Annotated in this window: 16 protein-coding genes and 2 pseudogenes; 8 read left to right on the forward strand and 10 right to left on the reverse strand. The window is 50.7% G+C overall.

The window, feature by feature from the left end:
- The first annotated feature begins 92 nt into the window (after positions 1–92).
- Positions 93–3977, forward strand: coding sequence for a WD40 domain-containing protein (locus OXH18_RS10750; RefSeq protein ID WP_268612781.1), 3885 nt, complete (start codon positions 93–95; stop codon positions 3975–3977).
- Positions 3978–4096: 119 nt separating this feature from the next.
- On the opposite strand, the pseudogene OXH18_RS10755 reads toward OXH18_RS10750, so the two are convergent.
- From OXH18_RS10755 to OXH18_RS10770, 4 genes and pseudogenes are all read right to left on the reverse strand, one after another.
- Positions 4097–4437 (reverse strand): annotated as a pseudogene (locus tag OXH18_RS10755) (DUF5615 family PIN-like protein).
- Positions 4434–4658 (reverse strand): DUF433 domain-containing protein, encoded by a 225-nt coding sequence (locus OXH18_RS10760; RefSeq protein ID WP_268612783.1) that lies wholly within the window; start codon positions 4656–4658, stop codon positions 4434–4436. The pseudogene OXH18_RS10755 and the gene OXH18_RS10760 overlap by 4 nt, the downstream one beginning before the upstream one ends.
- A 27-nt stretch (positions 4659–4685) precedes the next feature.
- Entirely contained in the window at positions 4686–4904 is a 219-nt protein-coding gene (locus OXH18_RS10765) for a hypothetical protein (RefSeq protein WP_268612784.1), read from the reverse strand.
- 4 nt (positions 4905–4908) lie between these two features.
- Positions 4909–5037 carry a hypothetical protein gene (locus tag OXH18_RS10770; protein ID WP_268612785.1) on the reverse strand — a complete coding sequence of 43 codons (129 nt, stop codon included), beginning with the start codon at positions 5035–5037 and terminating at the stop codon, positions 4909–4911.
- A gap of 349 nt (positions 5038–5386) precedes the next feature.
- Here OXH18_RS10770 and OXH18_RS10775 point away from each other — a divergent pair, with 349 nt between their 5' ends.
- Both OXH18_RS10775 and OXH18_RS10780 read left to right on the forward strand, forming a co-directional pair.
- Positions 5387–6541 carry an XdhC family protein gene (locus OXH18_RS10775; protein ID WP_268612786.1) on the forward strand — a complete coding sequence of 385 codons (1155 nt, stop codon included), beginning with the start codon at positions 5387–5389 and terminating at the stop codon, positions 6539–6541.
- A gap of 82 nt (positions 6542–6623) precedes the next feature.
- Positions 6624–7274, forward strand: a complete 651-nt coding sequence (locus OXH18_RS10780) for a nucleotidyltransferase family protein (RefSeq protein WP_268612787.1) — start codon at positions 6624–6626, stop codon at positions 7272–7274.
- On the opposite strand, the gene OXH18_RS10785 is transcribed toward OXH18_RS10780, so the two are convergent.
- The 3 genes from OXH18_RS10785 to OXH18_RS10795 all read right to left on the reverse strand — a co-directional run bounded on the left by OXH18_RS10785 (position 7241) and on the right by OXH18_RS10795 (position 12958).
- Positions 7241–8287 (reverse strand): DUF3616 domain-containing protein, encoded by a 1047-nt coding sequence (locus OXH18_RS10785; protein ID WP_268612788.1) that lies wholly within the window; start codon positions 8285–8287, stop codon positions 7241–7243. The two genes, OXH18_RS10780 and OXH18_RS10785, sit on opposite strands and share 34 nt — an antisense overlap.
- A gap of 325 nt (positions 8288–8612) precedes the next feature.
- Positions 8613–11087, reverse strand: a complete 2475-nt coding sequence (pheT, locus tag OXH18_RS10790) for a phenylalanine--tRNA ligase subunit beta (protein ID WP_268612789.1) — start codon at positions 11085–11087, stop codon at positions 8613–8615.
- Positions 11088–11245: 158 nt separating this feature from the next.
- Positions 11246–12958, reverse strand: a complete 1713-nt coding sequence (locus tag OXH18_RS10795; protein WP_268612790.1) for a peptidase M15A — start codon at positions 12956–12958, stop codon at positions 11246–11248.
- A 312-nt stretch (positions 12959–13270) separates the two neighbouring features.
- On the opposite strand from OXH18_RS10795, the gene OXH18_RS10800 reads away from it, so the two are divergent.
- Complete coding sequence (locus OXH18_RS10800; RefSeq protein ID WP_268612791.1) at positions 13271–13507, forward strand: hypothetical protein; 237 nt, start codon at positions 13271–13273, stop codon at positions 13505–13507.
- Positions 13508–13657: 150 nt separating this feature from the next.
- Here OXH18_RS10800 and OXH18_RS10805 read toward each other — a convergent pair whose 3' ends face one another.
- Positions 13658–14548, reverse strand: coding sequence for a phytanoyl-CoA dioxygenase family protein (locus OXH18_RS10805; RefSeq protein ID WP_268612792.1), 891 nt, complete (start codon positions 14546–14548; stop codon positions 13658–13660).
- A gap of 485 nt (positions 14549–15033) precedes the next feature.
- On the opposite strand from OXH18_RS10805, the gene OXH18_RS10810 reads away from it, so the two are divergent.
- From OXH18_RS10810 to OXH18_RS10825, 4 genes are all read left to right on the forward strand, one after another.
- On the forward strand, positions 15034–15822 hold the full coding sequence (locus OXH18_RS10810; RefSeq protein WP_268612793.1) for an HAD family hydrolase: 789 nt from the start codon (positions 15034–15036) through the stop codon (positions 15820–15822).
- Positions 15823–15995: 173 nt separating this feature from the next.
- Positions 15996–16610: a hypothetical protein gene (locus tag OXH18_RS10815; RefSeq protein ID WP_268612794.1), complete on the forward strand. Its 615-nt coding sequence runs from the start codon at positions 15996–15998 to the stop codon at positions 16608–16610.
- A 244-nt stretch (positions 16611–16854) separates the two neighbouring features.
- Positions 16855–17406: a peroxiredoxin family protein gene (locus OXH18_RS10820; protein ID WP_268612795.1), complete on the forward strand. Its 552-nt coding sequence runs from the start codon at positions 16855–16857 to the stop codon at positions 17404–17406.
- A complete protein-coding gene (locus OXH18_RS10825) occupies positions 17406–18611 on the forward strand; it encodes a glycosyltransferase family 4 protein (RefSeq protein ID WP_268612796.1) in 1206 nt (401 codons plus the stop codon). Before OXH18_RS10820 ends, OXH18_RS10825 begins: the two co-directional genes overlap by 1 nt.
- A gap of 255 nt (positions 18612–18866) precedes the next feature.
- Here OXH18_RS10825 and drmB read toward each other — a convergent pair whose 3' ends face one another.
- Both drmB and drmA read right to left on the reverse strand, forming a co-directional pair.
- The gene (drmB, locus tag OXH18_RS10830; protein WP_268612797.1) at positions 18867–20675 is read right to left on the reverse strand and encodes a DUF1998 domain-containing protein; all 1809 of its coding nucleotides are present in this window, start codon (positions 20673–20675) and stop codon (positions 18867–18869) included.
- Positions 20676–24095 (reverse strand): annotated as a pseudogene (drmA, locus tag OXH18_RS10840) (DISARM system helicase DrmA).
- Between the last annotated feature and the right edge of the window lie 115 nt (positions 24096–24210).

Consider the following 24210-nt stretch of genomic DNA (forward strand, 5'->3'; position numbering starts at 1 on the left):
AGTTGCATTCGATCGGTACTTTGATTAATCTTGTTGCTCTTTAATGCTTTGGTTGCTTTTGCCTTACTCAATTCGTTGCAAGCTGTTTCAATATGAATGCCAATGAAGCCTTAGCGCTGCTTGAGGCAATCCTATCCAACAATCGGTTGAGCCAACTGCAAAAGACGGTTTTTTTTCACACCTGGGAAGATCAATCGTATGGAGAAATTGCGCGACGGTCTGGCTATGAGTTGGGCTATATCAAGCAAACGGGATCACAGCTTTGGCAATTGCTATCGCAAGCGTTGAACGAAAAAGTCACCAAGCATAACGTTCAGCAAGTGGTGCAGCGCAAAATGACGGCAACGCATCCGTCCGCGTCCCGTTCTGTGTCTGGGTATGCTCAAACTGCACAAACCCCTGAAACTATCGCTTATAGGACTGCTTCAGGCAAGCAAACACTCGGCGATCGATTCGTTGGCGATCAGCCTTCAGATGCCTTTGTCCAACAGCAAACAACTCATCTGCCTCCGATCATGCCCAAGTGTGATTGGGGTGATGCTGTGGATGTCTCCACCTTTTATGGACGCGCCGACGAACTAGCCACTTTGGAACGATGGATCTTGAACGATCGCTGTCGCTTGGTAGGCATCTTCGGCATGGGCGGCATTGGCAAAACGTCGCTGTCGGTGAAGTTGGCCAGACGGTTGGCTGGCGATCGGGAGTGGGAAGCGGGGAGTGGGGAGTGGGGGACAATCGACCGGTTTGAATTTGTGATCTGGCGATCGTTGCGCAATGCTCCCCCGTTGATGGATCTGCTGGCTGATCTGATTCAATGTATTGCCAATCAACAGCATTCATTACTGCCAGAAACGTTAGATGGACGGCTGCGCTGCTTGTTGAACTATTTGAGGCAACACCGGTGTTTGATCGTTTTGGACAATGGCGAGACGGTCATGGGGCAACCTCAACCTAGCGATCGCTCCACCGATCGCTATCTCTCTGGCTATGAGGGTTATGCTCAACTGTGGCAGTGGATTGGTGATCTGGAGCATCAAAGTACGCTAGTGTTGACCAGTCGCGAGAAGCCGAAGGAGATAGCTGCCAGAGAAGGCAAATTCCTGCCCCTTCGATCGCTGCGATTAACCGGATTGCCAATTGAAGCAGGACAGGCGTTACTGGGCATCAAAGGCGATTTTACGGGTTCAAAGCAAGACTGGCAGATGCTGGTGAATCACTATGCTGGCAATCCCTTAGCGCTGAAAATGGTAGCTCCGGTCATTCAGGATGTGTTTGATGGGCAAATCTCTAGCTTCCTGGAGTGTTTGCAAGAAGGCACGCTGGTGTTTAGCGACATTCAAGATCTGTTAGGACAACAAATTAACCGCCTGTCGCCCCTCGAACAACAGGTTCTGTACTGGCTTGCCATCAATCGTCAACCTATTACTTTGTCGCAGTTGCGATCAAACTTTACTCCGCCGATGCCCTTGGGACAATTACTAGATGCCTTGACTGCCCTAGAACGCCATTACTTGATCGATCGCGCGACCTCAACCTTGCCAGACAAAACTCAGACACGCTTTACTTTGCAGCCCGTCGTGATGGAATACATGACTGAACAGTTGATCGAGCGGGTGTGTGCAGAAATTTGGCGATGGGGAGAAGAGAGAAGAGGGAACGGGAAACAGGAAACGGGGAGCTATTCTGCGTCCTCTGGTTTCTGGACTTCTCTATCTCCTCTCTTCTACTCTCATACGCTGCTGCAAGCTCAAGCCAAAGATTATATTCGCGAAACGCAAACTCGATTAATTGTGAAACCGATCGCCGATCGGCTGTTGCATTGCTGTTCGCTCGCCGAGCTAGTTCAGCATTTTCAGCACATTCTGACTAAGGTACGCCAACACCCCCCCCAGCAAAGGGGTTATGCGGCGGGCAATATCATTAACCTACTCTGTCAATTCGGTGTAGATTTAACAGGCTGGGATTTTTCAGACCTAACCGTTTGGAATGCCTATTTGCGGGGTGTGGCGCTGCACCGAGTCAACTTTACTGGAGCCGATTTGGCTAGGTCTGTGTTTACAGAAACCTTTAGCCAAATTTTGACGGTGGCCTTTAGTCCGGATGGTAAGTGGCTGGCTACTGGGGATGTAAATCATGAAATTCGCTTGTGGCAAGTATCTGACGGAAAGCAACTATTGAGTTGCAGGGTGGATGAGGGCTGGGTGTGGTCGGTGGCGTTTAGCCCAGATGGACGCTTTTTGGCTAGCACCGCCAACCGCACGGTGAAACTGTGGGATGTGCAAACAGGAGTCTGTGTACAAACCTTTGGGGGCTACACGGATCGCGTTTTTTCAGTCGCATTTAGTCCCGATGGACGGCTGCTGGCAACGGGCAGTGAAGATCATCTGGTGCGTGTGTGGGAGGTGCGATCGGGGACATTGCTTCATGTTTTAGACGGACACACCAACGAAGTACGATCGGTGGCCTTCGCGCCGATTGAGGTACGGTTGCCCAATCAACCTACTAAATCACTGGTCTTGGCTAGCGGCAGTTTCGATGGAACCGTGCGGCTTTGGGATACGCGGACGGGCCAGTGTGTTCAGTGTTGGCATGGCCATCAAGGGTGGGTGTGGTCGGTGGCGTTCAGCCCGGATGGAGAATGGTTGGCCAGCAGTGGCAGCGATCGACTGGTGCACCTTTGGCAGGTTGATACGGGCACTCAAGTTCGATCGTTCGTTGGACATACCCAACAGGTTCGGGCCTTGGCTTTTAGTGGAGACGGCAGAACTTTGGCTAGTGGCAGTGACGATCGCAGTGTTCGGTTGTGGGATTATCGCAGTGGCGACTGTTTCGCTACGTTAGTGGGACATCGTAGTTGGATCGCGGCGATCGCCTTTAGCCCAGATAATCCCCTGTTGGCCAGTGGCAGTGAAGATCAGTCGGTGCGGCTTTGGCACAGTCGCACTCGCCTCTGCTTGAAAACCTTGCAAGGATACAGCAACGGGGTATGGTCGGTGGCGTTTAGTCCAACCGGGCAGATGCTGGCCAGCGGCAGTCAAGATCGAGTGATTCGGTTATGGGACTGGCAACAGCAACGGCGATTAGGCAATCTCACAGGTCACAGCAGTTGGGTGTGGTCGGTCGCCTTTAGCCCAGATGGAACCGTCTTGGCCAGTGGCAGTGAAGATCGAACCGTGAAACTGTGGGATGTGCGCTCCCAAACGTTGCTGCAAACCTTGGAAGGACATCAGGATGCGGTTTTAAGTGTGGTGTTTGATTGTACGGGTGATTTGCTTAGCGGTAGTCTAGATGGCACCATTAAACGCTGGAATCGACAAACGGGATGTCAGCAAACGTTAGTGGGGCACGGCGGTGGTGTTTGGTGTTTGGCGCTGAGTGCGGATGGGTCGCTGCTGGCTAGCGGCAGTCAAGATCAAACAATTAAGCTGTGGGAAGTCGATCACCACCGTTGCCGACAAACACTGGTGGGGCATGAAAGCTGGGTGCGCAGTGTTGCCATTGCCCCCGATCGCCAAACCATCCTCAGCGGCAGTGCCGATGGCATGATTAAAGTTTGGTCGCTGCACGGCGCTTGCATCCACACGTTAGTGGCCCATCGAGGCCCCGTTTTATCGATCGGGTTTCATCCGAATGGACATACCTTTGCCAGTTGCGGCACCGATGGCGTGATTAAACTCTGGGATGCCGCTACTTATCAATGTTTGCAAACCCTAGAAGCACACGATCGGTGGGTACGATTTCTTTGCTATAGCCCCGATGGACAAACCCTAGCCAGTTGTAGTCAAGACGAAACCATTAAGCTCTGGAATCACGCTACCAATATCCCATCCTGCCCTTCTAACCCTCAACCCCTAATTACCCTACGCATTCCCCGTCCCTACGAAGGCATGGCAATCGGGCGAGTCCAGAATCTAACTGCTGCCCAACTTGCGACCCTTTGTGCCTTGGGAGCCAGTGCGGCGATCGAGCCAAGCTAAAGTTACACATCATGCTAACGTTAACGGAGATCGTTCCCAATCACCCGCTGCAAATATCCTCGAACGCTCACAGACAATTTCTCATCGGTCGGGTGCATTGGGGTTGTTATGCCGCCGTGCTAATCCCCACTGATCTCTACTAGTTTTCACCAGAACGCAGTAACTTTAATGTTTCTGGTAGAACTGCACTCAATATCTCCCTTAGCCTCGCATTTGAGGTATTGCCGCAAGTCAACCAGATAATTTGCGGTGGTGATCCCAAGCGCTCAACTAAATCTACAAAATCACTATCTTTCGTCATAAAAATTATTCCTTGAGCCTTTGCAGCCTCAAAGATTTCAGGGTCTTCTGCATCTCGTAGACTAAGATCCCGTAACGCCAACGCTGTAATCCCAAAGGTATCTGTGATCCAGGTTGCTATCGCCGGAGACAGATGTGCATCGATCCAAATGGTTGTCATGCCACCAATATAGGATGGTTCAATTTACGTGCTGCGTATGTTAAGGAAGCTCGTATATCATCCATTTCTAAATCTGGCAAGTCTTCTAAAATCTCTTCAGCACTTAGACCTGCTGCGAACAAATCTAAAACATCAGACACTCGAATTCTCATCCCACGAATACAAGGACGACCACCACATTGCCTGGGATTTACTGTAATTCGTTCAAGTAGCTTTGACATTTGAAGAAACCTCCATAAAATCAGCACCTATCGAAAAGCCCGTTCATTCATTTCCTCAAAAAATAACTCTTCGCTTTGAGTTGCCATTCGCAATGCTATGCGGTCTTGCAGAATTTTTGAATTAAAGTTTCTGCGAACCTCCTCGTCAATACGATTAGGCAAGGCTCCTGCATCAGCCTCAGACCGTGTAAAATCTTGTGTCAAGCCTGTTGCGGCTGACAATTGAAATGTTGCGGTTTGGCTCAAGGATTTAACCAATCCATGCCATTTCACCCTGATCAATCCGGACGTAATCAAACAGTGCAAACCCTTCCTCTATGCTTGCCATTGCTTGAACGTGGGACAAGTCCCCACCAGTTCCATCATGTAGGATGATCATTCAGCGTGCCTCTTGCGTAGTCAGCGGTCTTATATCCAGTCTGTCCACAACTCACTAGGATTGTCAGCACTTGCCTGTCCAATCGCCCATCTAGATACAAAATATTTCCTTATAAGCACTGGCTATTGGGCTTCTTGGAATGCTGACCATCTTGCTTGCAGCATCAAAGGACATTGAGCCTTAGCGACTGACAGATAGGCGGGAAGCTACCGCCTTACCGATAACTGAAGGCGGCATAACAATCAATTGGAGTATCAAGACACCCTCTTGCTGACCCAGCTTCAGTAGACTGTCCTAAGTTGGAAGCGATCGTCAGTTTGAATCTTTTTTGAATATCCTTACAATATCCATGTCTAGGACTTTCTATCGACAACTGCATCAACTGCTGCAACAACAAGCCGTGGTGGTGGCAACCGTGGTACGCACCCGCGGATCGACCCCCAGAGAAGTGGGAGCAAAGATGCTAATTCCAGAAACAGGGAACCCGATTGATACCATTGGCGGTGGCGCAGGAGAAGCAAAAGTCTGTCAACAAGCGCGATCGGTGCTGCAAACTGGAAAAAACCAATTCGTGGAGATTGATTTGTCGGGTGCATCTCAGCGTCCTGTCGAGGGCGTGTGTGGCGGTTGGATGCAGGTTTGGTTGGAACGGTGGTCGGGTGAGGCTGCCATCGATCTCGCTCAGCAAATTGTGCAGCAGTTGCAGGTGGGGCAACCGGGGATATTGGTGACGCCATTGACGGCAGAGCGATCGTCCTATTTGGTTTCGTCGCTGCCAGAGGTGACAACACCTGTGATCCGATCAGCCCCTTCCAGCCCCTGCAAGCCTCTGGATACCTCTGCTAAGGGCGCGGATGCATCTCACCTGGCGCTGTTGGCACCGTTGCCCCTGCCTCCTGTTCTCTTAATTGGAGGAGCAGGTCACGTAGCAGTACCACTTGCCCAAATAGCTCACCTCTTGGGATTTCAAGTAATCGTGCAGGACGATCGCCCGGATTTTGCCTGTGCCGATCGCTTTCCTGGCGGAACTGTGCTCTGGGCGCAACCCATCGAGTCGATTGTTGAACTTCCGCCTCCTGCCCGTTTGTATATTGCCTTGGTGACACGGGGATACCAATACGATTTAGCCGCCCTACAGCACCTACGCCAATTACTCGACCCATCCTTTCCTCGTTACATCGGCATGATTGGCAGCAAAAGACGAGTGCAGTGTGTGTGGCAAGCGCTTCAGCGATCCACTGGTTCATCCAGTTGGTTCAACCAACTTCGTGCTCCGATCGGTCTGGATATTGGAGCATTGACCCCGGAAGAAATTGCCGTCAGCATTTGCGCCGAACTCATTCAGGTGCGACGTGGCGGAACAGGTCAGCCGTTGTCACTGGGGTTCAACCCCACCGAATGGTCGATTGTTCACCCCCCGCGATCGATTCCCCAATCCATTCAAGTATCATGCTTCTATGAAGACTCCACATGGCAGCACCACCAACAGCAGCAACAGTCCTAGCGCAGGCAAGATGAGTTCAACTCCAACCTGCAACTCCCGACTTCCAACTTCTGCTTCTGATGGCACCTCTAGGTGTGATGCGGTGGCTGACTCTACATCTGACAGCAATGGCAGTGAATATGCGATCGTCTTGGCGGCCGGAGCATCCACTCGTATGGGAACGTGCAAAGCGTCTCTACCCTGGCATGATAGTCAAACCCTATTGACCTATCAACTGTCTCAGTTGCTTCTGGCAACTATTACCCCTGTGGTCGTTGTGGGAACACACAATGCTTACCTACAGGAAACTTGTCCGGCATATGTGCAAGTCGTTGTCAACCCGGATACCACTCGCGGCAAAATTAGTTCGATCTTAACGGGTCTGGCAGTCCTGCCAACTCAGCTACAAACCTTAATTATTTCAGCCGTTGATCAACCCCGATCGACCACTATTTATACCCAGTTGCTTCAAGCCCATCGACAATCAACAGCTCCCATCACCTTGCCGGTCTACGGCGATCGCCGAGGACACCCGCTGCTACTTTCTGGTGAGTTGCGATCGGAATTACTCGCTCTGTCAGAGCAAACCTTGGGACTACGACAGCTTGTGCAACAATATTCGGCTCAGCTTCAGTTGGTTGAGTTTCAAACGCCGGAGGTACTGCTGGACTTGAATACTCCTGAAGAGTATCACCACTCAATCGTCAAACAGGCTGTGGTCTACTCCAAAGCAAACACATCAGCCACAACATGACTACCATCAATCACCCGATCGGGGTTAGGCGAGTCATATACAATCAAGACGCCTTTGGGCTGTCCCGATCGCTGCCACAGTGCCACTCCTTCGGCTTTGTCAGTTCCGCGACCGTGAGGAATGTCAAACACAGTTGTAAGTCGCGTAGCTTGGTCAGAAAAGCTGTCGTTGGGCAGCATCCAAACATCGCTGAGTCGAAATAGCCGCAACGTCCCATCCAAATCCATCGTGGGGCCAGCCAAGATTAGCAAGTCCTCTCCATCAAGGCAAAGCTCTCGAATTCCTAATCCATCCAGATCTAAGAAATGCCGACGATATAGACTGCCATCACGATTAGGTTTCAGGGCTAAGCGTCCGGGTTCAGGCTCGTCAAGCTCTAGCTCTAACATCATGGCAATGCCACGCAAAACCGGCCCCCGCAAGCCAAGCAGGATTCGATTTTGTTGCGTCACCAATCCTTCAATATCAAATCCGTTGTCCTTGCCCGGCAGAGGACGAACCTGCGGCAGCGGTTCAGCTAAAAAGGGTGCGAGGTACTCGTCTTGCTTCAGCACCGTTATCAATTCATTGCCGTCTGGCGTTTTTTGTAAATAGGCGGCTTTCTGGGTGGCGGTAGCAACTAACTGATTATCAACCAGCGGAATTCGGGCTAACAGATAGCGGTTTGGGTCAGTGTTAATGACTTTTAGGTTCTCGACTTTTCCTTTTTTGACCTTTTTGCGTTTGGTTCCATGAGACCCGACTAGCCATAGCGCATCTGCCGTGCAGTCCAATCCTTCAATGTCTACCTCACCCACTGCATCATCAAAATCAGCCAGCAGGGTACTTAGTTCAAAACTGACAGAATTGCCAACTGTCCAATCGTCGATCGTCGCCAACCGCACAATCGCATTTTCCTCGTCGGAAGCTGTCCAGAGATATCCATTGGCAAAAGCAGCCGTTGACAAATCTTGGTGAAACCGATCGCGGTCAAAGCGTAAAATAACCTGATGCAATAGTGCTCCTACCGACATGCCACCCCTCCTGAACACAATGAGCCGAATACTGAACTGAACACTGAGCCGACAAAAAACCCGGCAGACGTATAACCTACCGGGTGGACAAACTGCTTAGGTATATCAGGTAAGCTCTACTTTACTAAAGCCCCTTGGTAATCACATCACCCTTTTGGGTGATTACATTGAATCGGTCTATCCTCTCTAGCAACTGCCTCGTTGCAGAAGCAATCCCTAAAGCTTGCTTTTAAAGAAACAGTCAAGAGGATGAAAGTAGATCACTTTTGCAGTAAAAGTAGGTGATTTCATTTTTACCGACAAAGGGAATCAAAAAGCGAACAGTTTAGCTGCGCAATTCTGCCTGGAATTTTTCTTCCAATGCTTCTCGCACTTTTTGATGCACGGGTTCCACATCGTCATCGGTAAGCGTTCGATCGACTGCTCGATAGACTAACCGGAAGGCAAGGCTGCGCTTTCCAGCAGGCACATTGGCTCCGCGATATTCATCAAATAGTTCCACCGATTCCAAGAGCGTTCCTGCTACTTGTCGAATTGATCGCTCAATTTCTGCTACTGAGAATTTCACTGGTGCGAAGAAAGCAATATCGCGATCGGAAGCAGGATAGGCAGAGAAGGGTTGGAAGAGGGACGCCAAGCTATCCTCTTGAATCATTGACTCCAGCATGACATCTAGATTGAATTCAAATACATAGACTTCATCGGGTAAGCCACGCTGTTGCCGAAACTGAGGATGTAATTGTCCGAACGTGCCCAATCGATCGCCATTGATCCACAGCGACGCTGTACGACCTGGATGCAGGATGGGGTTACGGCGATCGGGCTGATATTCCACCGTCAGGCCCAGCCGTTGAAACACACTTTCTAACCTCCCCTTCGCTTCAAACCAGGATAGGGGTTGTTCTCGACCACCCCGCACCCAACGCCCCCGCGTAGCATCGCCGCCCATGATACCAGCCGCTACATCGCTTTCATAAAAACCATTTTCTTCGCGCCAGAATACCCGTCCTATCTCAAACGCATTCAGGGGTCCGTTGCCCTGCTCTAGGTTGTACTGGAACGCATCAATTAACCCTGTCAACATCTCGGTGCGCAACGCTGAATATTCTACGAACAGCGGATTGGCCAACGACACTTGATTTTCTTCGGTTGGCTTCACCAGTGAATAGTGAATCACTTCGGTTAATCCGATCGCCCGGAATGCCGCATGAATTTGACGCAACGCTAATTGATCATCCGGCAAATAGCCTGCCTCGGTTTTGCCTGGCAATGTATCGCAGAAGTTGTCATAGCCATAGAGCCGTGCCACTTCTTCAATTAGATCAATTTCTCGTTCTAAATCTCGATAGCGATAGGGGGGAATGGTGACGCTCCAATCACCGGGCTGTTCAGCGGGCAGCAACTCACAGCCGAGGGCCGTCAACACCCGTTCCACATCGCCCGCTTGCAGTTCGCCAATGTCTTCTTCGGAAGGAGTAGACCCATTAGCTTGAGGATTGCCATGTAGATAGATGGGCCCCAGGATCTGATTGATTCGCTCTAGGCGCAGTTCGATCGTGCGGCTGGTCAAAGCTTGATCAGGGCGATGGTCAGCGATGACTTGCGTTTCTATCGTTCCTCCGGCCAGTTCCGTAATCAATTGCAGGGCCCGGCGACAAGCAATCTCCAACTCTGCTTGATTAACCCCCCGTTCATAGCGGGTCGAGGCTTCCGTACGCAAAGCCTGCGATCGAGCCGAACGTCGGGTGGTGACAGAATCGAAAATAGCCGCCTCCAGCACCAAATTTTTTGTATCAGCACCGACTTCTGTGTCCTCACCGCCCATTTGCCCCGCCAAGGCCACGGGTCGGTCGTTGGCCGTAATCAGCACGGCTTGCTCTTGCAATGTGCGTTCCTGACCATCTAACGTGGTTAAGGTTTCTCCTGATCGAGCAAAGCGAACGCCGATTGTCAGAGTTTTGCCACCTGCAACGGCTTGCAACCGATCGCGATCAAAGGCATGAAGCGGCTGTCCCCATTCCAGCAGCACATAGTTGGTGACATCAACAACGTTATTGATGGGGCGAATCCCGGCTGCCTGCAATCGCTGCTGAAGCCATAGAGGAGACGGCGCGATCGTGACTCCGGTGATGCTAGTGCCAATGTAAATGGGACACGCTTGCGGCTCGGTAATTTTAATTGCTAGATTCTTCCCTGCGGATTTGACCAGAACGTCAGGCACGATCGGCAATTTCAATTGGGCACCCGTCAAGGCTGCTACTTCCCGGGCAATTCCCACCATACTAAGAGCATCGGCTCGGTTGGCCGTAGAGGTCAGATCGAGCACCACATCGTCTAAACCCAGATATGGACGCGCATCACTACCCACGGGTAAATCTGCGTGGGGAAAAATGTGAATGCCTTCCGATTCTTTAGCTAAGCCGACTTCAGCCAGCGAACAAATCATCCCTTCTGAGGGGACATCCCGCAGTTTACGCGGCTTGATCTTCAAGTCAATGTTGGGCAGGTAGGTGCCGATTGTTGCCACTGGAACAAAAACATCGGCACGCACGTTGGCCGCACCGCACACGATCGTGGAGGGCGTTTCGGCTCCAATATCCACGGTGCACACACTTAGCTTATCCGCATTGGGATGAGGTTCCCGTTTCAGTACCTTTCCAATGACCACCCCGTCGGCCCAAGCGCGGCGATCTTCAATCTCTTCGACTTCAAAGCCAGCCATCGTCAGTCGATCGGCTAATTCTTCTGGGGCGATCGTAATATCTACCAGTTCTCGGAGCCAGTTCAAAGAGATGCGCATTGCCCGCTTTTCTTTCCTCAGTCAAAGTAGAAGGTTTTAACGTAACGTTTCGTCAACTTCACCATTCTATCCTTATCAGGAAGGATGACGGATCAAGCAAGGAATGAAGTTTTAGCTGAATCGTGAAGCAAGGAGGGCTGTGCCATCAAGCGGCTCTGTTACCACGTCCAACGCACCCGATCGTGGCGACAGTCAAGATAACAAAGCAGCGGGTACTGGGTATAGCGGCCGAGTCCACCCGGCCACCAAGGGTCGAGGGCATAATAAATCTGGTTGCCAGTTAAACCATCACAGTAGAATTCAATGGCATCGCCAAGCTCATGACGTCGATCGAGTGCTCCAACCATTCGTTGATTTACATCAGGACTCACTTTCGAGGCATCATACCATCGCAGAATCTGAAAGGGACGGTGGATTCGATCGCACGCGTGTTGAGCCGCTTTAGCCATGCGCTCGATCGCCTCGACCGTTGCCAAGTTAGGAGGAGCGTGTTTTCCGCCTTGGGTAGCCTCTGCCCACGTGAAACTGCCATTGGGTACAATTGCTGCATGCAGTTGAATGGTCTCTGGCGTCCAAGTCATAGGCCGGGGAGGGAGGGCGATCGGCTGTGGAGCGAAGGGAGCATCCGGGGAAGTGCGATGAGCCGTTTCCATGCGGCGTACCTGCTCAAGCAGTTCCTGAATCGCACCGCTGCGATCGTCTAGCCCCTGCCAAAGCTGCACCAAGCGAATCAGGGCTTCCCGCTGCGATTGTGTCGCTGCAAACTCCACTGGTGTTCGTCGAATGAACTCCAGCAACGCCCGATCGATCTGCGCAGCCGCATCAATTAATGCCGCTTGATCGGGATTGCTGGCAGTCAAGACCTGCGCATCAATTCCCAATTCTTTCAGCACCAAGGTTCGACTCTCTAGTTCGTGCCAAACCCGGTAGGTTTCCGTGAGGGCATAGCGCTGTTCTCCTTGACCTCGATAGCGACGAGAAACAGACTGGGCAAACGCTATCAAGGCCGAATCGATCGCACAGATCTCGACTTCGGCAGCGGTGTTTGTGGACAGAGACAAAATCGTGGCCCGGCGAGAAGGCAGTTGTCGCCATCGTTGCACCAGCCGAATCAATGCCTCTCGCTGGTGAGGATAGCCCGCAAATGATGACGACAGTGGTTGCACAGCCTGGATCAGCCGATCATCCAGGGTTCTGTCCTCTCCATTGCCCTCACGGGAATCGGATTGATTGGATTGACTCTCTGATTGACTCGATGACAGCAGCGATGCCACGATCGCCGGACGCGAGTCGAGTTTACGCCAAATCCGCAGAGCTTCCAATAAGGCTTCTCGTTGATAGGACAAGCCCACATAATGACGAGTGATGTGTTCAACAAACTGCTGTAGGGCCCCATCCAAATAGGCAACCGTAGATGGAGCGTGCTCGGTGTCTGAGCTTGCAGACTGTTCAATCACCAAACTGTCTAGATAGGCTTGAATGAGGGTGGGGCGATCGCAAGCTTCCAGACGAGCTGCCACCAAATCATTGGCAGGTGGATTGTAGCCATTGGCAATGACTCCTAGAAAGCGATCGCTATAGCGTCCTTGCGTTGGTTCCCAAAACTCTTCTCCTTTCCATCCTTGCGCCACCAGCTTATCTGTCAGGCTGCGAATGGTGTTAGCGGCAAATTGTACTTGCTCTGGAAACGTACTAACTTGCTCCAAAGCGATACGATTGGCAGGCGCAATTCCTAACCCAACCTCGCCATCATTGAGTTGAGGCTGTTGATGCACCCGGTATAGGGCTGCCAGAATTGGCTGATGAATTCCAGTTCGCTCTGCTTCTTGCAAAAAATAGTGGTTGCGATGAGCAGCATTGAGTCCTGCCATAACCATCCAGAAATTGGTGAACGTGGGTGTCCTGATCCTTTCATCATGAACCTGCTAAATACTAGATGAATTTGCAGAGAACGCATCACCTTCTTGCAAAGTTGTGCAAACCTTGATTGCTGCAATTATTCTGGCGTACTTGCCAAGAGCGCTCTTAATAGAGTTGAATCGTGATCTATGTGGCACAATCTAGCCAAAAGCCTGGCTAACTCTGTATTTCAAAATTAGTGGAATTTGCGTGATACATTTTTCCTGAAGTGACCTACACTATGGCATCATTCATCCACAATCGATCGAACTGTACGGGAGTTTATGGACACTGTTGTGACAATTGAAGAAATCTTAAATTTAGCAGGACAATTATCCCTACCGGATAAGGTGCGGTTGATTGAAGAAATCGCTCCTCAGATCACCCGCGATTTGGTGTCTTCTCCGGTAACACCTCGCAAATCTCTGCTGGGTGTGTGGCGAGGGCTTGATACGATCGAAGCAGAATTGGCAGAAGCGCGACGAGAGATGTGGACAAATTTTCCCAGACGCGGAAGCTAAGAAGGAAGGCACGGCTTTCAATAGGTACTGGCAAGAAAGTCCTAAAACTGTTCGCCCCTCCTGATCTAAGAGGAACGAACGCGTGGCTATCAATTCAAGCAAAATCAAGATGAGCAGACAGGTTAAATCGGTATCAACTAATTCTCTTTTTTATCTTACTCGCAATCGTTCTCGAACTCGTTGAAATACGGTTCGTTCTGTTACGGATTCAACAGGCATTGTTTCTTGGATAGAATCCATATGCGCTCTTTCCGGCGAGCCAGGAAACTTGTATTCATTGTATTCCATGAGGTTCTCAAGATATTCAACAGCAAAGTTATTTTCTCCAGGAACAGTCTGATATCGTGTAATAACTTTCTGTATCAACTCTTTGTTAAGACTGTAATTCCCCAATACGAGGCGCACAGCAAACACCTCACGATGTATACGACACTTCTCTGCTTGGTGTGGGAGCATTTCATCAAAGAGCAAGACATCACCAACAGACATGTTCTCTGCTTTGTGATTTGCCTCTAGTTCGTGATTGAGAAATTGTAGAATAGAATGCTTATTAGAGATGCTGTTACCGGCATGGCGTACCTGACAGTCTAGGAGGTCATCCATCTGACTAATGTACCGACCGTTATAGAGCTTGAGACGCCCCCCTGTCTCTTCATTCAGATCTTGAAGGGGAATCCACAAGGTCATGGCAGTTCCTCCCTCTACACCAAAGTAGAGGCTATGCCCTGTATGCCACTCACCATGAGATTCTTGTTTGGGGTCAGTAGGCTCACTACAAAAAAAGTTGCTGCCGATGATGTGGAGATCATCAAAAAGCTGAGGAAGCAGCGCAACCAACGACGGCATTTTATCTAGATAAACATACATTTTGTTGAGGCCGCTTCGACTGTACAACCCCTCCTGCCGAGGTAATAATTGAGCGACAGATCGAATCTCCTGGATGATTGCCTCATCTAGAATGCCACGTAAAACATAGTAGTTGTAGGACACTGGCCCACGACCAATATTTACAAGCGCCATATCAGATTCATCTCCTAACAACCTATTCTGTAAATATGGCAGGTAATATAGCAAACACCTGTGTCTATATCCTGTCAGTGAAGCTTCGCTTTACGGGCTTTTTATAATTACATGCGCTGTATGGAATGAACCAAAAGCCAGTTTGAGGAGGAAGATAATATCGCAAAAAACCAAAAATTCTCTTGTTTTTGAAGGATGTAAGGTCTTATGGAGCTTCTTCTAGGTAAATCTTTGAGATAAGAAATAATACTAAGGTGAGTAAAGTTTCGGTAGAGATCAACAATCTTAATATTCTTTTTGTAGAGATCAACAATTTTCCTTTTGTATTCTTGTTTACGCCTTGTCAATGTACTGCGGCTGTACGATTATTTTCCGGACTCAGATTTAATGAGTGTCTACAGCTTCACTAGTCTTCGTTCCGTTACAAAATCAAAATTACAGAGATACATCACAGAGATACATTACACAAATACTGGATAATAGAGTGTCTCATATCAACACCTTCAATGCCACTACAACCGTTGAATGTAGACCTCCGTGCCGTTCGTCTGATTGCCACCGACATGGATGGAACACTGACACAGGCTGGTAAATTTACTCCGGCGTTGCTGCAAGCGCTACTAGATCTGGCGCTTGTTGACATTCCAGTTGTGATTGTGACCGGACGGTCGGCGGGTTGGGTTCAAGGCGTAGCCCATTATTTACCCATTGCAGGAGCAATTGCTGAAAACGGCGGCTTGTTTTATTCAAGACATTCGGAAGCCAGCGAGTTGTTGACTCCGATCGCCGATATTGCCGTGCATCGGCAGAAATTAGCCGCCATGTTTCGCGAGCTACAGGTAGCGTTCCCGTCGATTCAAGCCTCGCACGATAACCCGTTTCGCCTCACCGACTGGACGTTTGATGTAGAGGGACTGCGCCCAGAAGATCTACGGCAAATGTCCAATCACTGTCATGATCAAGGCTGGGGCTTTACCTACAGCACAGTGCAGTGTCACATCAAACCAGCCCAACAAAACAAGGCCATCGGGCTACTAGAGGTGCTCAGTCGCTATTTTCCTCAGTACACAGCCGAGCATATTGTCACCGTCGGTGATAGTCCCAATGACGAAAGCCTGTTCAATCGCCATCATTTTCCGATGTCTGTAGGGGTTGCTAATGTACTAGCCTATGTTGATCAATTGACCCATCGCCCCACGTTCATCACTCAATCTCCTGAAGCCGCGGGGTTTTGTGAACTAGCGAACTACCTGATGCAATTCAAAAAAGAGAAAAACATTCTGAAAGATTGCTGATTCGGTTCTGATGCACTCAGTGCTTGAATTAAGCGTAGTTGTGGCCCACTTCTCTCCTAGCGACCGCGCCGAAACATTTGGAGGAGCATAACCGACTAACGGGATAGCAACTTTGCTCAACAAGGGCTGTTATTCACAAGCCTATCTCTTACCTAACAGTCGGAGGTTTCCCTATGATGCTCGCTCAACGAATGTTCATCTGTCCTTGGTTCCGTCTGTTAATTGGCGTCGTGCTTGGACTGCCGACGATCGCCCTCATTCCTGAAGCCGCTGCACAAACTCGCAATCCTTGTCCCCACATCTACTACGAAGAACCATTTAATAGCACGCGGGCTGTGCCAGCCGGGTGTCCGCCCAATGCTGCTACTCATCGTTCACGTCGCTTTTCTCCTCCAGCGTCGCCACCGCTTAGCCCGTCTGTTCAAAGAAATGTTGGACCCGTTCCTCCCTTGCCAGAAGCGGTACAAGAGACGATCGCCGTAGTTACCCCAATCAATGGAACGGTGGACATTCGCCTGCAAAATGACACCACCACCTCCATCACCTATCAAGTAATTGGGAATACCGAGCCGCGCACCTTGGGCGGTGGACAAGCGGTTGTGTTACGAGCGATTCCGGTGCCAGCTACGCTAACGCTCGTGCGGCCCGATGGTGGCTTTGTGCGAGTTATCCCTCTGGCTACGGAAGCTTCCAGCACATTATCACTCTCGCTGGTGGGCACAGGAGATCTGGGCGAGAATATTCGCACACTTAGCGTTCAACCCAACGGTCAAGTTCTAGCTTATTGAGAGCTTGAGATGGTGCACAGTTCAACCGTGCAGGAGTTGCGCAACCCAGTCCCTGATTCTTCAAATTCTTCAAAGAGACTTCAAGCCTCGATTCCTTCTGAAAAAGGCGATCGATATCAACGGCGAACCTGTGCAAATCCACTACACTAGAAACCAGACTGGAACAGCTAACGGAATACAACAATACAACAACAGTACAACCAACAACAGTACAACAAGGAGACTTGAGGGGAGCGATCGAACTATGGCCAATGCGGTGGATCTGACTGGACTATTTAGCGAGCGGTTTTTCAAGAACTTCTTACCCATTCCCGCCACCAACCAGTTTCCCCTTGGGATTTTTGCTCCCCCGTTTGAACTTTGCCACATTCAGACGCGGCAGTGGGTCAGGCTATCCGACTACACGGCTGTCCATCCTGTCGTTTTAGCGTTCACGCGCATCTTCACCGAGCGCCACTATTGTCCGCTGTGCTATCCCCATATTAAAGCGATGAATCAAGCCTACGAGCAGTTTAGGCAGCGCGGAGTCGAGGTGTTGATGATCAGCAGTACGGATGCATTACAAAGCCAAATCGTCATTCAAGACTTAGGAATCACAATGCCATTCCTCAGTGACCCAACCTGTCAGGTATTTCGGCTCTATGAGGTGGGACAAGCACTGGGTGCTCCTTTGCCAGCCCAGTTCATTGTGGATCGATCGGGTCGGCTGCGCTTCCGCCATTTGTTTTCTTTTCTAGAGCCAAATGCTAGCGTAGAACGGCTGCTGTCTGCTCTTGATACGATCGACTCTCTCTAATGCGCATTCTGTTTTTACACCCCAACTTTCCGGCTCAATTTCGTCACTTGGCTACAGCTTTGGCCCAACTGCCAAATCATCAGGTGGTGTTTGGTACGTCTCGGCAGCAGGGTAGTTTGAACGGGGTCACTAAGGTGTTGTTTGCTCCTAGCCGGCAGCCCTCTCCCCAAATTCATCACTATGTTCGATCGCTGGAAACGGCTGTGCTCAATGGTCAGGCGGTGTATCGCGTTGCGCAAAAGCTGAAAGATGAGGGATTTGAACCCGATATTGTTTATGGTCACTCTGGTTGGGGACCTACGCTGTTTATCAAAGATATTTTTCCACAAGCGAAGCTATTGTGCTATTTCGAGTGGTTTTATCATGCCGCTGGCTCCGATTGCGATTTTGATCCAGATATGGAGTTTACCATTGACGATCAACTGCGGGTGCGGGTGCGCAATGCTCCAATTCTGCTTGATCTCTATAGTTGCGATCGGGGGCTGTCTCCAACCCGGTGGCAGCGACAGCAATTTCCGCCAGAGTTTCAACCCAAGCTGAACGTGTTGCACGATGGCATTGATACTAGCTTTTTTCAACCCTGTCCCGGTGCCAAGTTGGTGTTGCCTTCGATCGGGTTGGATTTATCTCAGGTTGATGAACTGATTACCTATGTTGCCAGAGGTATGGAACCTTATCGCGGGTTTCCGCAATTCATGCGATCGGTGGCGATTATTCAACAACGTCGTCCCAATTGCCATGTGGTGGTGGTGGGTGAAGAAGGAGTGTTTTATGGGCGCACACTACCAGACAATAAAACCTACAAGCAACTGATGCTGGAAGCACTGCCGCAGTTAGACTTGACTCGATTGCACTTCACTGGGCGGCTTCCCTATGATCAATACCTGCAAGTGTTGCAAGCGTCGTCGGTGCACATTTATCTCACCTATCCGTTTGTGCTGTCGTGGTCAATGCTGGAAGCGTTATCAACGGGTTGCTTGATTTTGGGGTCTAGTACGCCACCTGTGATGGAAGTAATCCGCGATGGCGAGAATGGATTACTGGTAGATTTCTTTTCGCCGGATGCCATTGCCGATCGAGTGGATGAAGTACTGGAACACCCCGATCGAATGGCCGCTCTGCGCCACAATGCTAGAACTACAATCCTAGAGCATTATGATTTGGCCAAATTACTGCCAGAGCATTTGCAGTGGATGCGCCTTTAAAACCAAGGACTCACGATAAACCCCTAGCTACGCCAATTCAGATCTGATTTAGAAAATCCAATTCGCCACCCCCTGATCTATTGAGGAGACGAGCCTATTGTACTGAGGTAATTCAGTTCATCCACAATTTCCCAGCAGAGTCCTTTAGGGACATAGCTTTCTATAGTAGGCACCGAATAGGGTGCGTGTAGCCTTCCGGTTTTGAGCGCAGCCGCAAGTCCGACTAAAGCCGGTTGGCTTAGCTTCAGGGGGACATCACAGCCCTCCCACATCAAAAAACTCTGCTCCCAGACCTTCGACTATATCTATCACCAGTGCCCGATCGAGAAACTCATTGCGGCGTTCACAGGACGGTTCTGCAATCAGCAAGCAGCCATGACAGGCCGCACCATGTAGGAACCGATCCTCCTGGGGATTGTTAGGTTGATGTTGAGCGCACACCGGATCATTGGAACAGAGTTTGCCCATCTCCAAGGCGTTGATCAGATGGTATTCAATTCGCTGCCCAACTTGAACCAAGCCACCGAGCGTCCCTTCAGATCCAGAAGTGCCCGTATAGAGTAAAATGCCATAGCCTGATTCCCCTGTGTAAATGCGCTCTCGAATGGCACTAGCCGCGTAACCACACTCCAAAGAAACTGCCGTGATCAACAGGTGCGACAGCGAGTGCAGCATGATGTAGGGCAAGCCGGGAAACTTGGCTTTGTCTGGGTCAAGTCCCCGTTGGCTGCGCCACTCGTCAAAGCCTTGATACAGAATGCGACCCCGTTTTTGTACCGCATCTTGTTTGAGCCAGTGTTCGATCGCTGCTTTCTTGAACGAAATGAAGATGCCTTCCCCCTTGTTCTCGATCGCAGGCACCCAGGTAGGTTCAATATCCAGGGCAGCACGGCGCACATCCAGCGACAATTCCCCATCAATATCGGGCATGGCTGCCTCAAAGCGAGTGAAGCCAACTTGAGCAATGACCTCCCGCAACCGATGAACCAAAACAATGCGATCGATCCGGGCGGATAGGAGTGGGGTGAGTCCGTCTAAGTGTCGAGTTCGAGCGTAGAAGTCACCCTCCGGTACATCTTCCCCGACCTCATCTGGTTGGGACAGTAGGGTTTCAATTTCAACCTGTTTAATGCTTTTTGGCTTATCAACTGAGCCACTTTGACGGCGCTTTATTTCTGTCCAGACTGCTTCATCGCTAAAGGCTTCGATCGCCGTTGCTACTTTCTGTTTTTTGCGATCGCGTTTAATATCGCCAATGTCTTCCGCAAATTGCAGAAAATCTTCGTAGACCAGATCGACTGCCTTCCGCAGTGCTTCATCCGAGTCTGGCAAGGAGATAACACTGAGGACTTGAGCAAAGTAGGCATTACTGGCAGAACGTACCAGCAAACGGTTATATTCTGGTTTACCCGTGGTTTGAGAGACACAAAATTCCTTCGCCGCAGGACCAAGCCAGGGACGATGCCCATCACACGATCCTAAAACTCTGCCATTGGGAACGGTTGCATCGGAGAGGGGACGACGGGCTTTACAGGCTTCGCAGCGAACGAAAATATCCACGAAGTCATTTCCAGATCCCCCTTCATCTAACCAAAGTTGCCCTCGACAGTTACGATTTGGGCTATCACCATGCACAAAGCGTACCGGAACTACAGGAACCTTCTTCCTCTCTGGGGTCAGATACTTTCCTTTCACTAGGCTGCCCCAAGGCAGGAGAGGACGGGTTCGGTAGCTGCGACCGTTGGGTGCATTCCAAAACTCTTCGATCTGCGCCAGAAACCAGGTTGGGAAAACGAAAGATGTAATGCCGCTACGAGTTGCTTTGGGGTCTTGTTCGTCTACTGGTGGGGCATACATAGCAATCTGCTTAACTTCCAGTAGTTCACAGACTCGTTCTGCTAACCGATCCTCGTAAATACGACGGCGATCGCCCTTCCAGTGGTTCAGTCCCCCAATCAATATTGAATGGTTGGGCAGATCAACCATCGCTCCAGGTCCAAAGGTGGAAATAATTTGGCTTTGCCGAATTTCTCCAGAAGGAGGTCGCTTATTCTTCGCTTTCATCTATTCATCCTCCTCAATCTCAAAACCATCGGGATTGCGTACCCACAGGTTCACTGTTTGTTCCACATCCCGTAAACTGCGTTGTGCTTTGAATTTACGGACTTCTAAAGGCTGGCGTTCTAGCTCCGGATCAAGGGGGTCAAACAAGAGCGGTGGAGCTTGCCCCACCTCCTGCTGATACTGGAGCATGATTTTCTGGCTGGCGATATGCTCCCAAGTGTCCAAAAGGCTGATGACCCGTCCTTTTACCTTTTGGCGAAGATCATCGGCATCCTTGTCATTGAGTGCTTTGTCATGCATCTCGGCTCGATGAGCAATCACATCGGCAATTCCTTCTAAATCCTTGCGGTGTTGCAAAATATCAATTGCTCGAAGGGGAGCAGTCATACGACGATCGCCTAATCTCGCGAGGGCAACCGTAATAGCTGCAATCCCTCGATCAATGGCGCGGGGGGAAAAGGGGGTGACACTGGTGGCTTCCACTGCCCGGTAGAAGGTGATGTGTCATGCCTGAAAGCGTTCATAGTGAGAGCGATCGCGGGGACGGTGAACATTGAGGAGCGTGATCACTAAGCCGGGGCGCTTTTCGTCTCGACCCACCCGACTAGTTGCCTGGATGTATTCAGCCGCCGTTTTGGGTTGCCCTAACACGACCATCAGACCCAAGCGGGTAATATCTAGACCCACCGAAATCATGTTGGTTGCCAGGGTGACATCAACGTGTTCCTTATCCTGGAACGGCAAAGCCAGACGACGTTTCGTATCAGCAACCTGGTTGGTGCTAACACGAGAGGTTAATTCCAGAGGCAGATCGTTAATTTTGCGATCGGCAAAGGAACCTTCTGCTTCTCCAAGTCGCTTGCGCTGACTGTATTGGGTTAATCGGGCATTTACTTCATCTTCCACAATGCGGCGGCTCCCACCCAGTTCCCGTAGAGAGTTGAAGTAGCCCAGTAGCGTCATATAGGGGTCAGCAGGATTATTGGGATTTTCGCTCCCACCGGCCAGTTCCCAATCTTTTTGGGCAGCCCCCAGCAATGCCAGATAGGTTCGCAGCAGCACAACTTTCAAACTGCGTCCCTGAGCAGCAATGCCAATGTAAGTGCGGGCATTTTTCTCAGTAGCAGGAACCGTTTTGGCAAAAAAGGAATCGCGGCGATCGGGTCCAGGAGGCGGAAACACATCCACAGCCTCTCGCCCAAATAAAGCACGAATTTGATTCGTTGCCCGGCGAACTGTTGCGGTGGATGCCACAATTTTGGGACGAATCTGTTTTTGCTTTCCCTCCTGGGTAGACAGGGCATCAATGGCGGTTTCGTAAAGTCCAACCATTGTCCCAAGTGGCCCGGAAATCAGGTGTAATTCGTCTTGGATAATCAGGTCTGGCGGAGGGAGGGGGTGGTTGAGGGGGTGTCCGCGACCGGGACGGCAGGGTCCATAAAAACCGTCTTTGTCGTAGCGTTCGACTTTACCAAACAGTCCACCCGTTTCACCGACCCAGGGCAGACTGGCGAATTTATCCACTGTGGCGATGATGAAACAGGGCAACCGTCGATAAATTTGATCATCGACCGTCAGAATGGGTAGCGGCTGATTGCCGATAAACGCGCATTGCGGCTTGCCATCCGATCGTTTTTTGCGGTTGACGCAGGCAACTCGAAGGTCATCTGGTTCGTTAGGGTCGGGCAGTAATTGGAAGGAATTTTTGGTGAAACGGGTCCCACACCAGGGACAGTTTTCTAAGGGAATGGGAGAAGGCTTCTGTCTGTCGTTGTTTTGGTAGGCGATCGTTCTTGCCCGTGCGCTGTTTTCGTCTCCATCTCCTTTCTTTCCCATCTTGTTGGGAGTTGCGGCTTGGCCTACCCACAGACCAATCTCAAAAGGATGCTTGCCTAATTTTTCCACGTCGTTCTGTCGTTCCAGTTCCAGGGCACAGATCAGGGTTGCTGCCCGTCCGAGTTGGTCGAGCGTCAGCAGCCGCAGTGTGTAGCGCATCAGCACACTTAAACCTGCCGAGTGAATACCAGGCTGACGCAACCGTCGTAGCACCAGCGTAAACGCGGCCAATCCTAGGTATGCCTCGGTTTTACCGCCGCCTGTGGGAAAAAAGAGGAGATCGACGAGTTCTCTGTCGTCCTGTTCTGGGTTAGCAATGCCGACAATGTTCATCAGCAGAAATGCCAACTGGAAGGGTCGCCACTTTGGAGCAGACAGAGACTCTGGCATAACTCCTTCTTTGTCATGGGTCAGCCGCTGACGAATGGCGGTGGCAATGGCACGGTTGGCGATGCGGAATGCTTCAAACACCTGCGGGTCGTTCATCGCTTGCAGTCCGGCTGCAATTCGCTGGTTAGCAATCACGGCTCGGTTGAGCAAATCGCTTGCCGTTTCCGATCGATGTTTGGGACTGCTGGGTGCTTTGGCTCGTTGTTCTGCGATCCATTCGGCATAAGCATCGACCATTGGCTGCAAAAAGTCGCGTAATGCAGCAGGTGTTGGGGCAGCGGCAAGGCGTTCCATCTCCAACTCAACGTCGGGCACTGTAGCTGGAATCACCTTCTCGACATCTGCGGTCGGTATCCAGGCAGTCCAGGCTTTTTGGCAAATGCCACCAGGCTCTACCATCGCAATTGCCGAAACGTTGTGCCCAACTGCAAATTCATAATCATCTCGATATTGCAGGTCTGCGACTCGCTCATCCCAGTCTTCACCGTTACCACCGCGTAAATCAGGACGGGGAACAAAGGCATCTTCCGTCTGAATGATCAATTTAGTTTGAAAGGCATGGGCAGCATCGGAGGCTTTATTGGGAGCCGGACGGCGTTGATTCACCAGGAAGATGGAGACGGAGCGTGTGCCGGGGGGCACTAAATCTTCGGAAGTTACGGAGCGGGCAGAAACCATTAACTTCAGCCCTTTGCTCTCTGGAATGTCGAATTCCAATGGCGTTTCGCTGATTTGAATGGGTACTGTGAGGTTGGCGTGGCGAGGAGTGCGCTGCCAGGTTCCGACTCTCAGTGTGCTTTTGGATTCTGCTTCGATTTGATCAGTGAGGAGTGGCTTGTAGTCGCCCCAGCAGACGGTGATATGCAGAGAGGAGGTCTGTTTAGGGACTAAAAGGCTCATTCCCATTGATGAGGGAAAAAAGCCTTTGCGGGCAGAGGATTTATCAGGAGTTGCTTCATCGTCACCTGCCCCGGAACGACTGACGGCATCCAGTTCATCGTCACCTGTGTCATCCGATCGCACGTCTATTGGAGCATTGCAGGGTACCAGGAACCCGGTGAGATACCACTTGGAAGGCGGTTGGGGAATAATTTCTTCGGCGTGAGCCAAATCATCGGGAGTGGGGCCAACTAAATCCAGTTGTAGAGCATCGAGCAGGTGAGTGCGAACCTCAGCAGGGGTAGTAGACGACATAGATAGCCTATTAGGAGCAGGGCATTAATACCAGAATGCCCACAAATTGCTGAGAATTCCGGATGGGTACTCACAGCTTCATGAAGGCTTGAGGTAGGCATCTATTCATTGAGGT

The organism is Thermocoleostomius sinensis A174 (assembly GCF_026802175.1).
Taxonomy (GTDB): domain Bacteria; phylum Cyanobacteriota; class Cyanobacteriia; order Elainellales; family Elainellaceae; genus Thermocoleostomius; species Thermocoleostomius sinensis.

Excerpts from the sequence above, each read along its gene's own strand:
- OXH18_RS10825 (WP_268612796.1), top strand. The coding sequence starts at position 17,406 with ATGCGCATTCTGTTTTTACACCCCAACTTTCCGGCTCAATTTCGTCAC.
- OXH18_RS10810 (WP_268612793.1), top strand. The coding sequence starts at position 15,034 with ATGCCACTACAACCGTTGAATGTAGACCTCCGTGCCGTTCGTCTGATT.
- OXH18_RS10820 (WP_268612795.1), top strand. The coding sequence starts at position 16,855 with ATGGCCAATGCGGTGGATCTGACTGGACTATTTAGCGAGCGGTTTTTC.
- OXH18_RS10795 (WP_268612790.1), bottom strand. The coding sequence starts at position 12,958 with ATGGCAGGACTCAATGCTGCTCATCGCAACCACTATTTTTTGCAAGAA.
- OXH18_RS10770 (WP_268612785.1), bottom strand. The coding sequence starts at position 5,037 with ATGATCATCCTACATGATGGAACTGGTGGGGACTTGTCCCACGTTCAA.
- OXH18_RS10775 (WP_268612786.1), top strand. The coding sequence starts at position 5,387 with ATGTCTAGGACTTTCTATCGACAACTGCATCAACTGCTGCAACAACAA.
- OXH18_RS10800 (WP_268612791.1), top strand. The coding sequence starts at position 13,271 with ATGGACACTGTTGTGACAATTGAAGAAATCTTAAATTTAGCAGGACAA.
- OXH18_RS10750 (WP_268612781.1), top strand. The coding sequence starts at position 93 with ATGAATGCCAATGAAGCCTTAGCGCTGCTTGAGGCAATCCTATCCAAC.
- OXH18_RS10760 (WP_268612783.1), bottom strand. The coding sequence starts at position 4,658 with ATGTCAAAGCTACTTGAACGAATTACAGTAAATCCCAGGCAATGTGGT.
- OXH18_RS10815 (WP_268612794.1), top strand. The coding sequence starts at position 15,996 with ATGATGCTCGCTCAACGAATGTTCATCTGTCCTTGGTTCCGTCTGTTA.
- drmB (WP_268612797.1), bottom strand. The coding sequence starts at position 20,675 with ATGAAAGCGAAGAATAAGCGACCTCCTTCTGGAGAAATTCGGCAAAGC.
- OXH18_RS10785 (WP_268612788.1), bottom strand. The coding sequence starts at position 8,287 with ATGTCGGTAGGAGCACTATTGCATCAGGTTATTTTACGCTTTGACCGC.
- pheT (WP_268612789.1), bottom strand. The coding sequence starts at position 11,087 with ATGCGCATCTCTTTGAACTGGCTCCGAGAACTGGTAGATATTACGATC.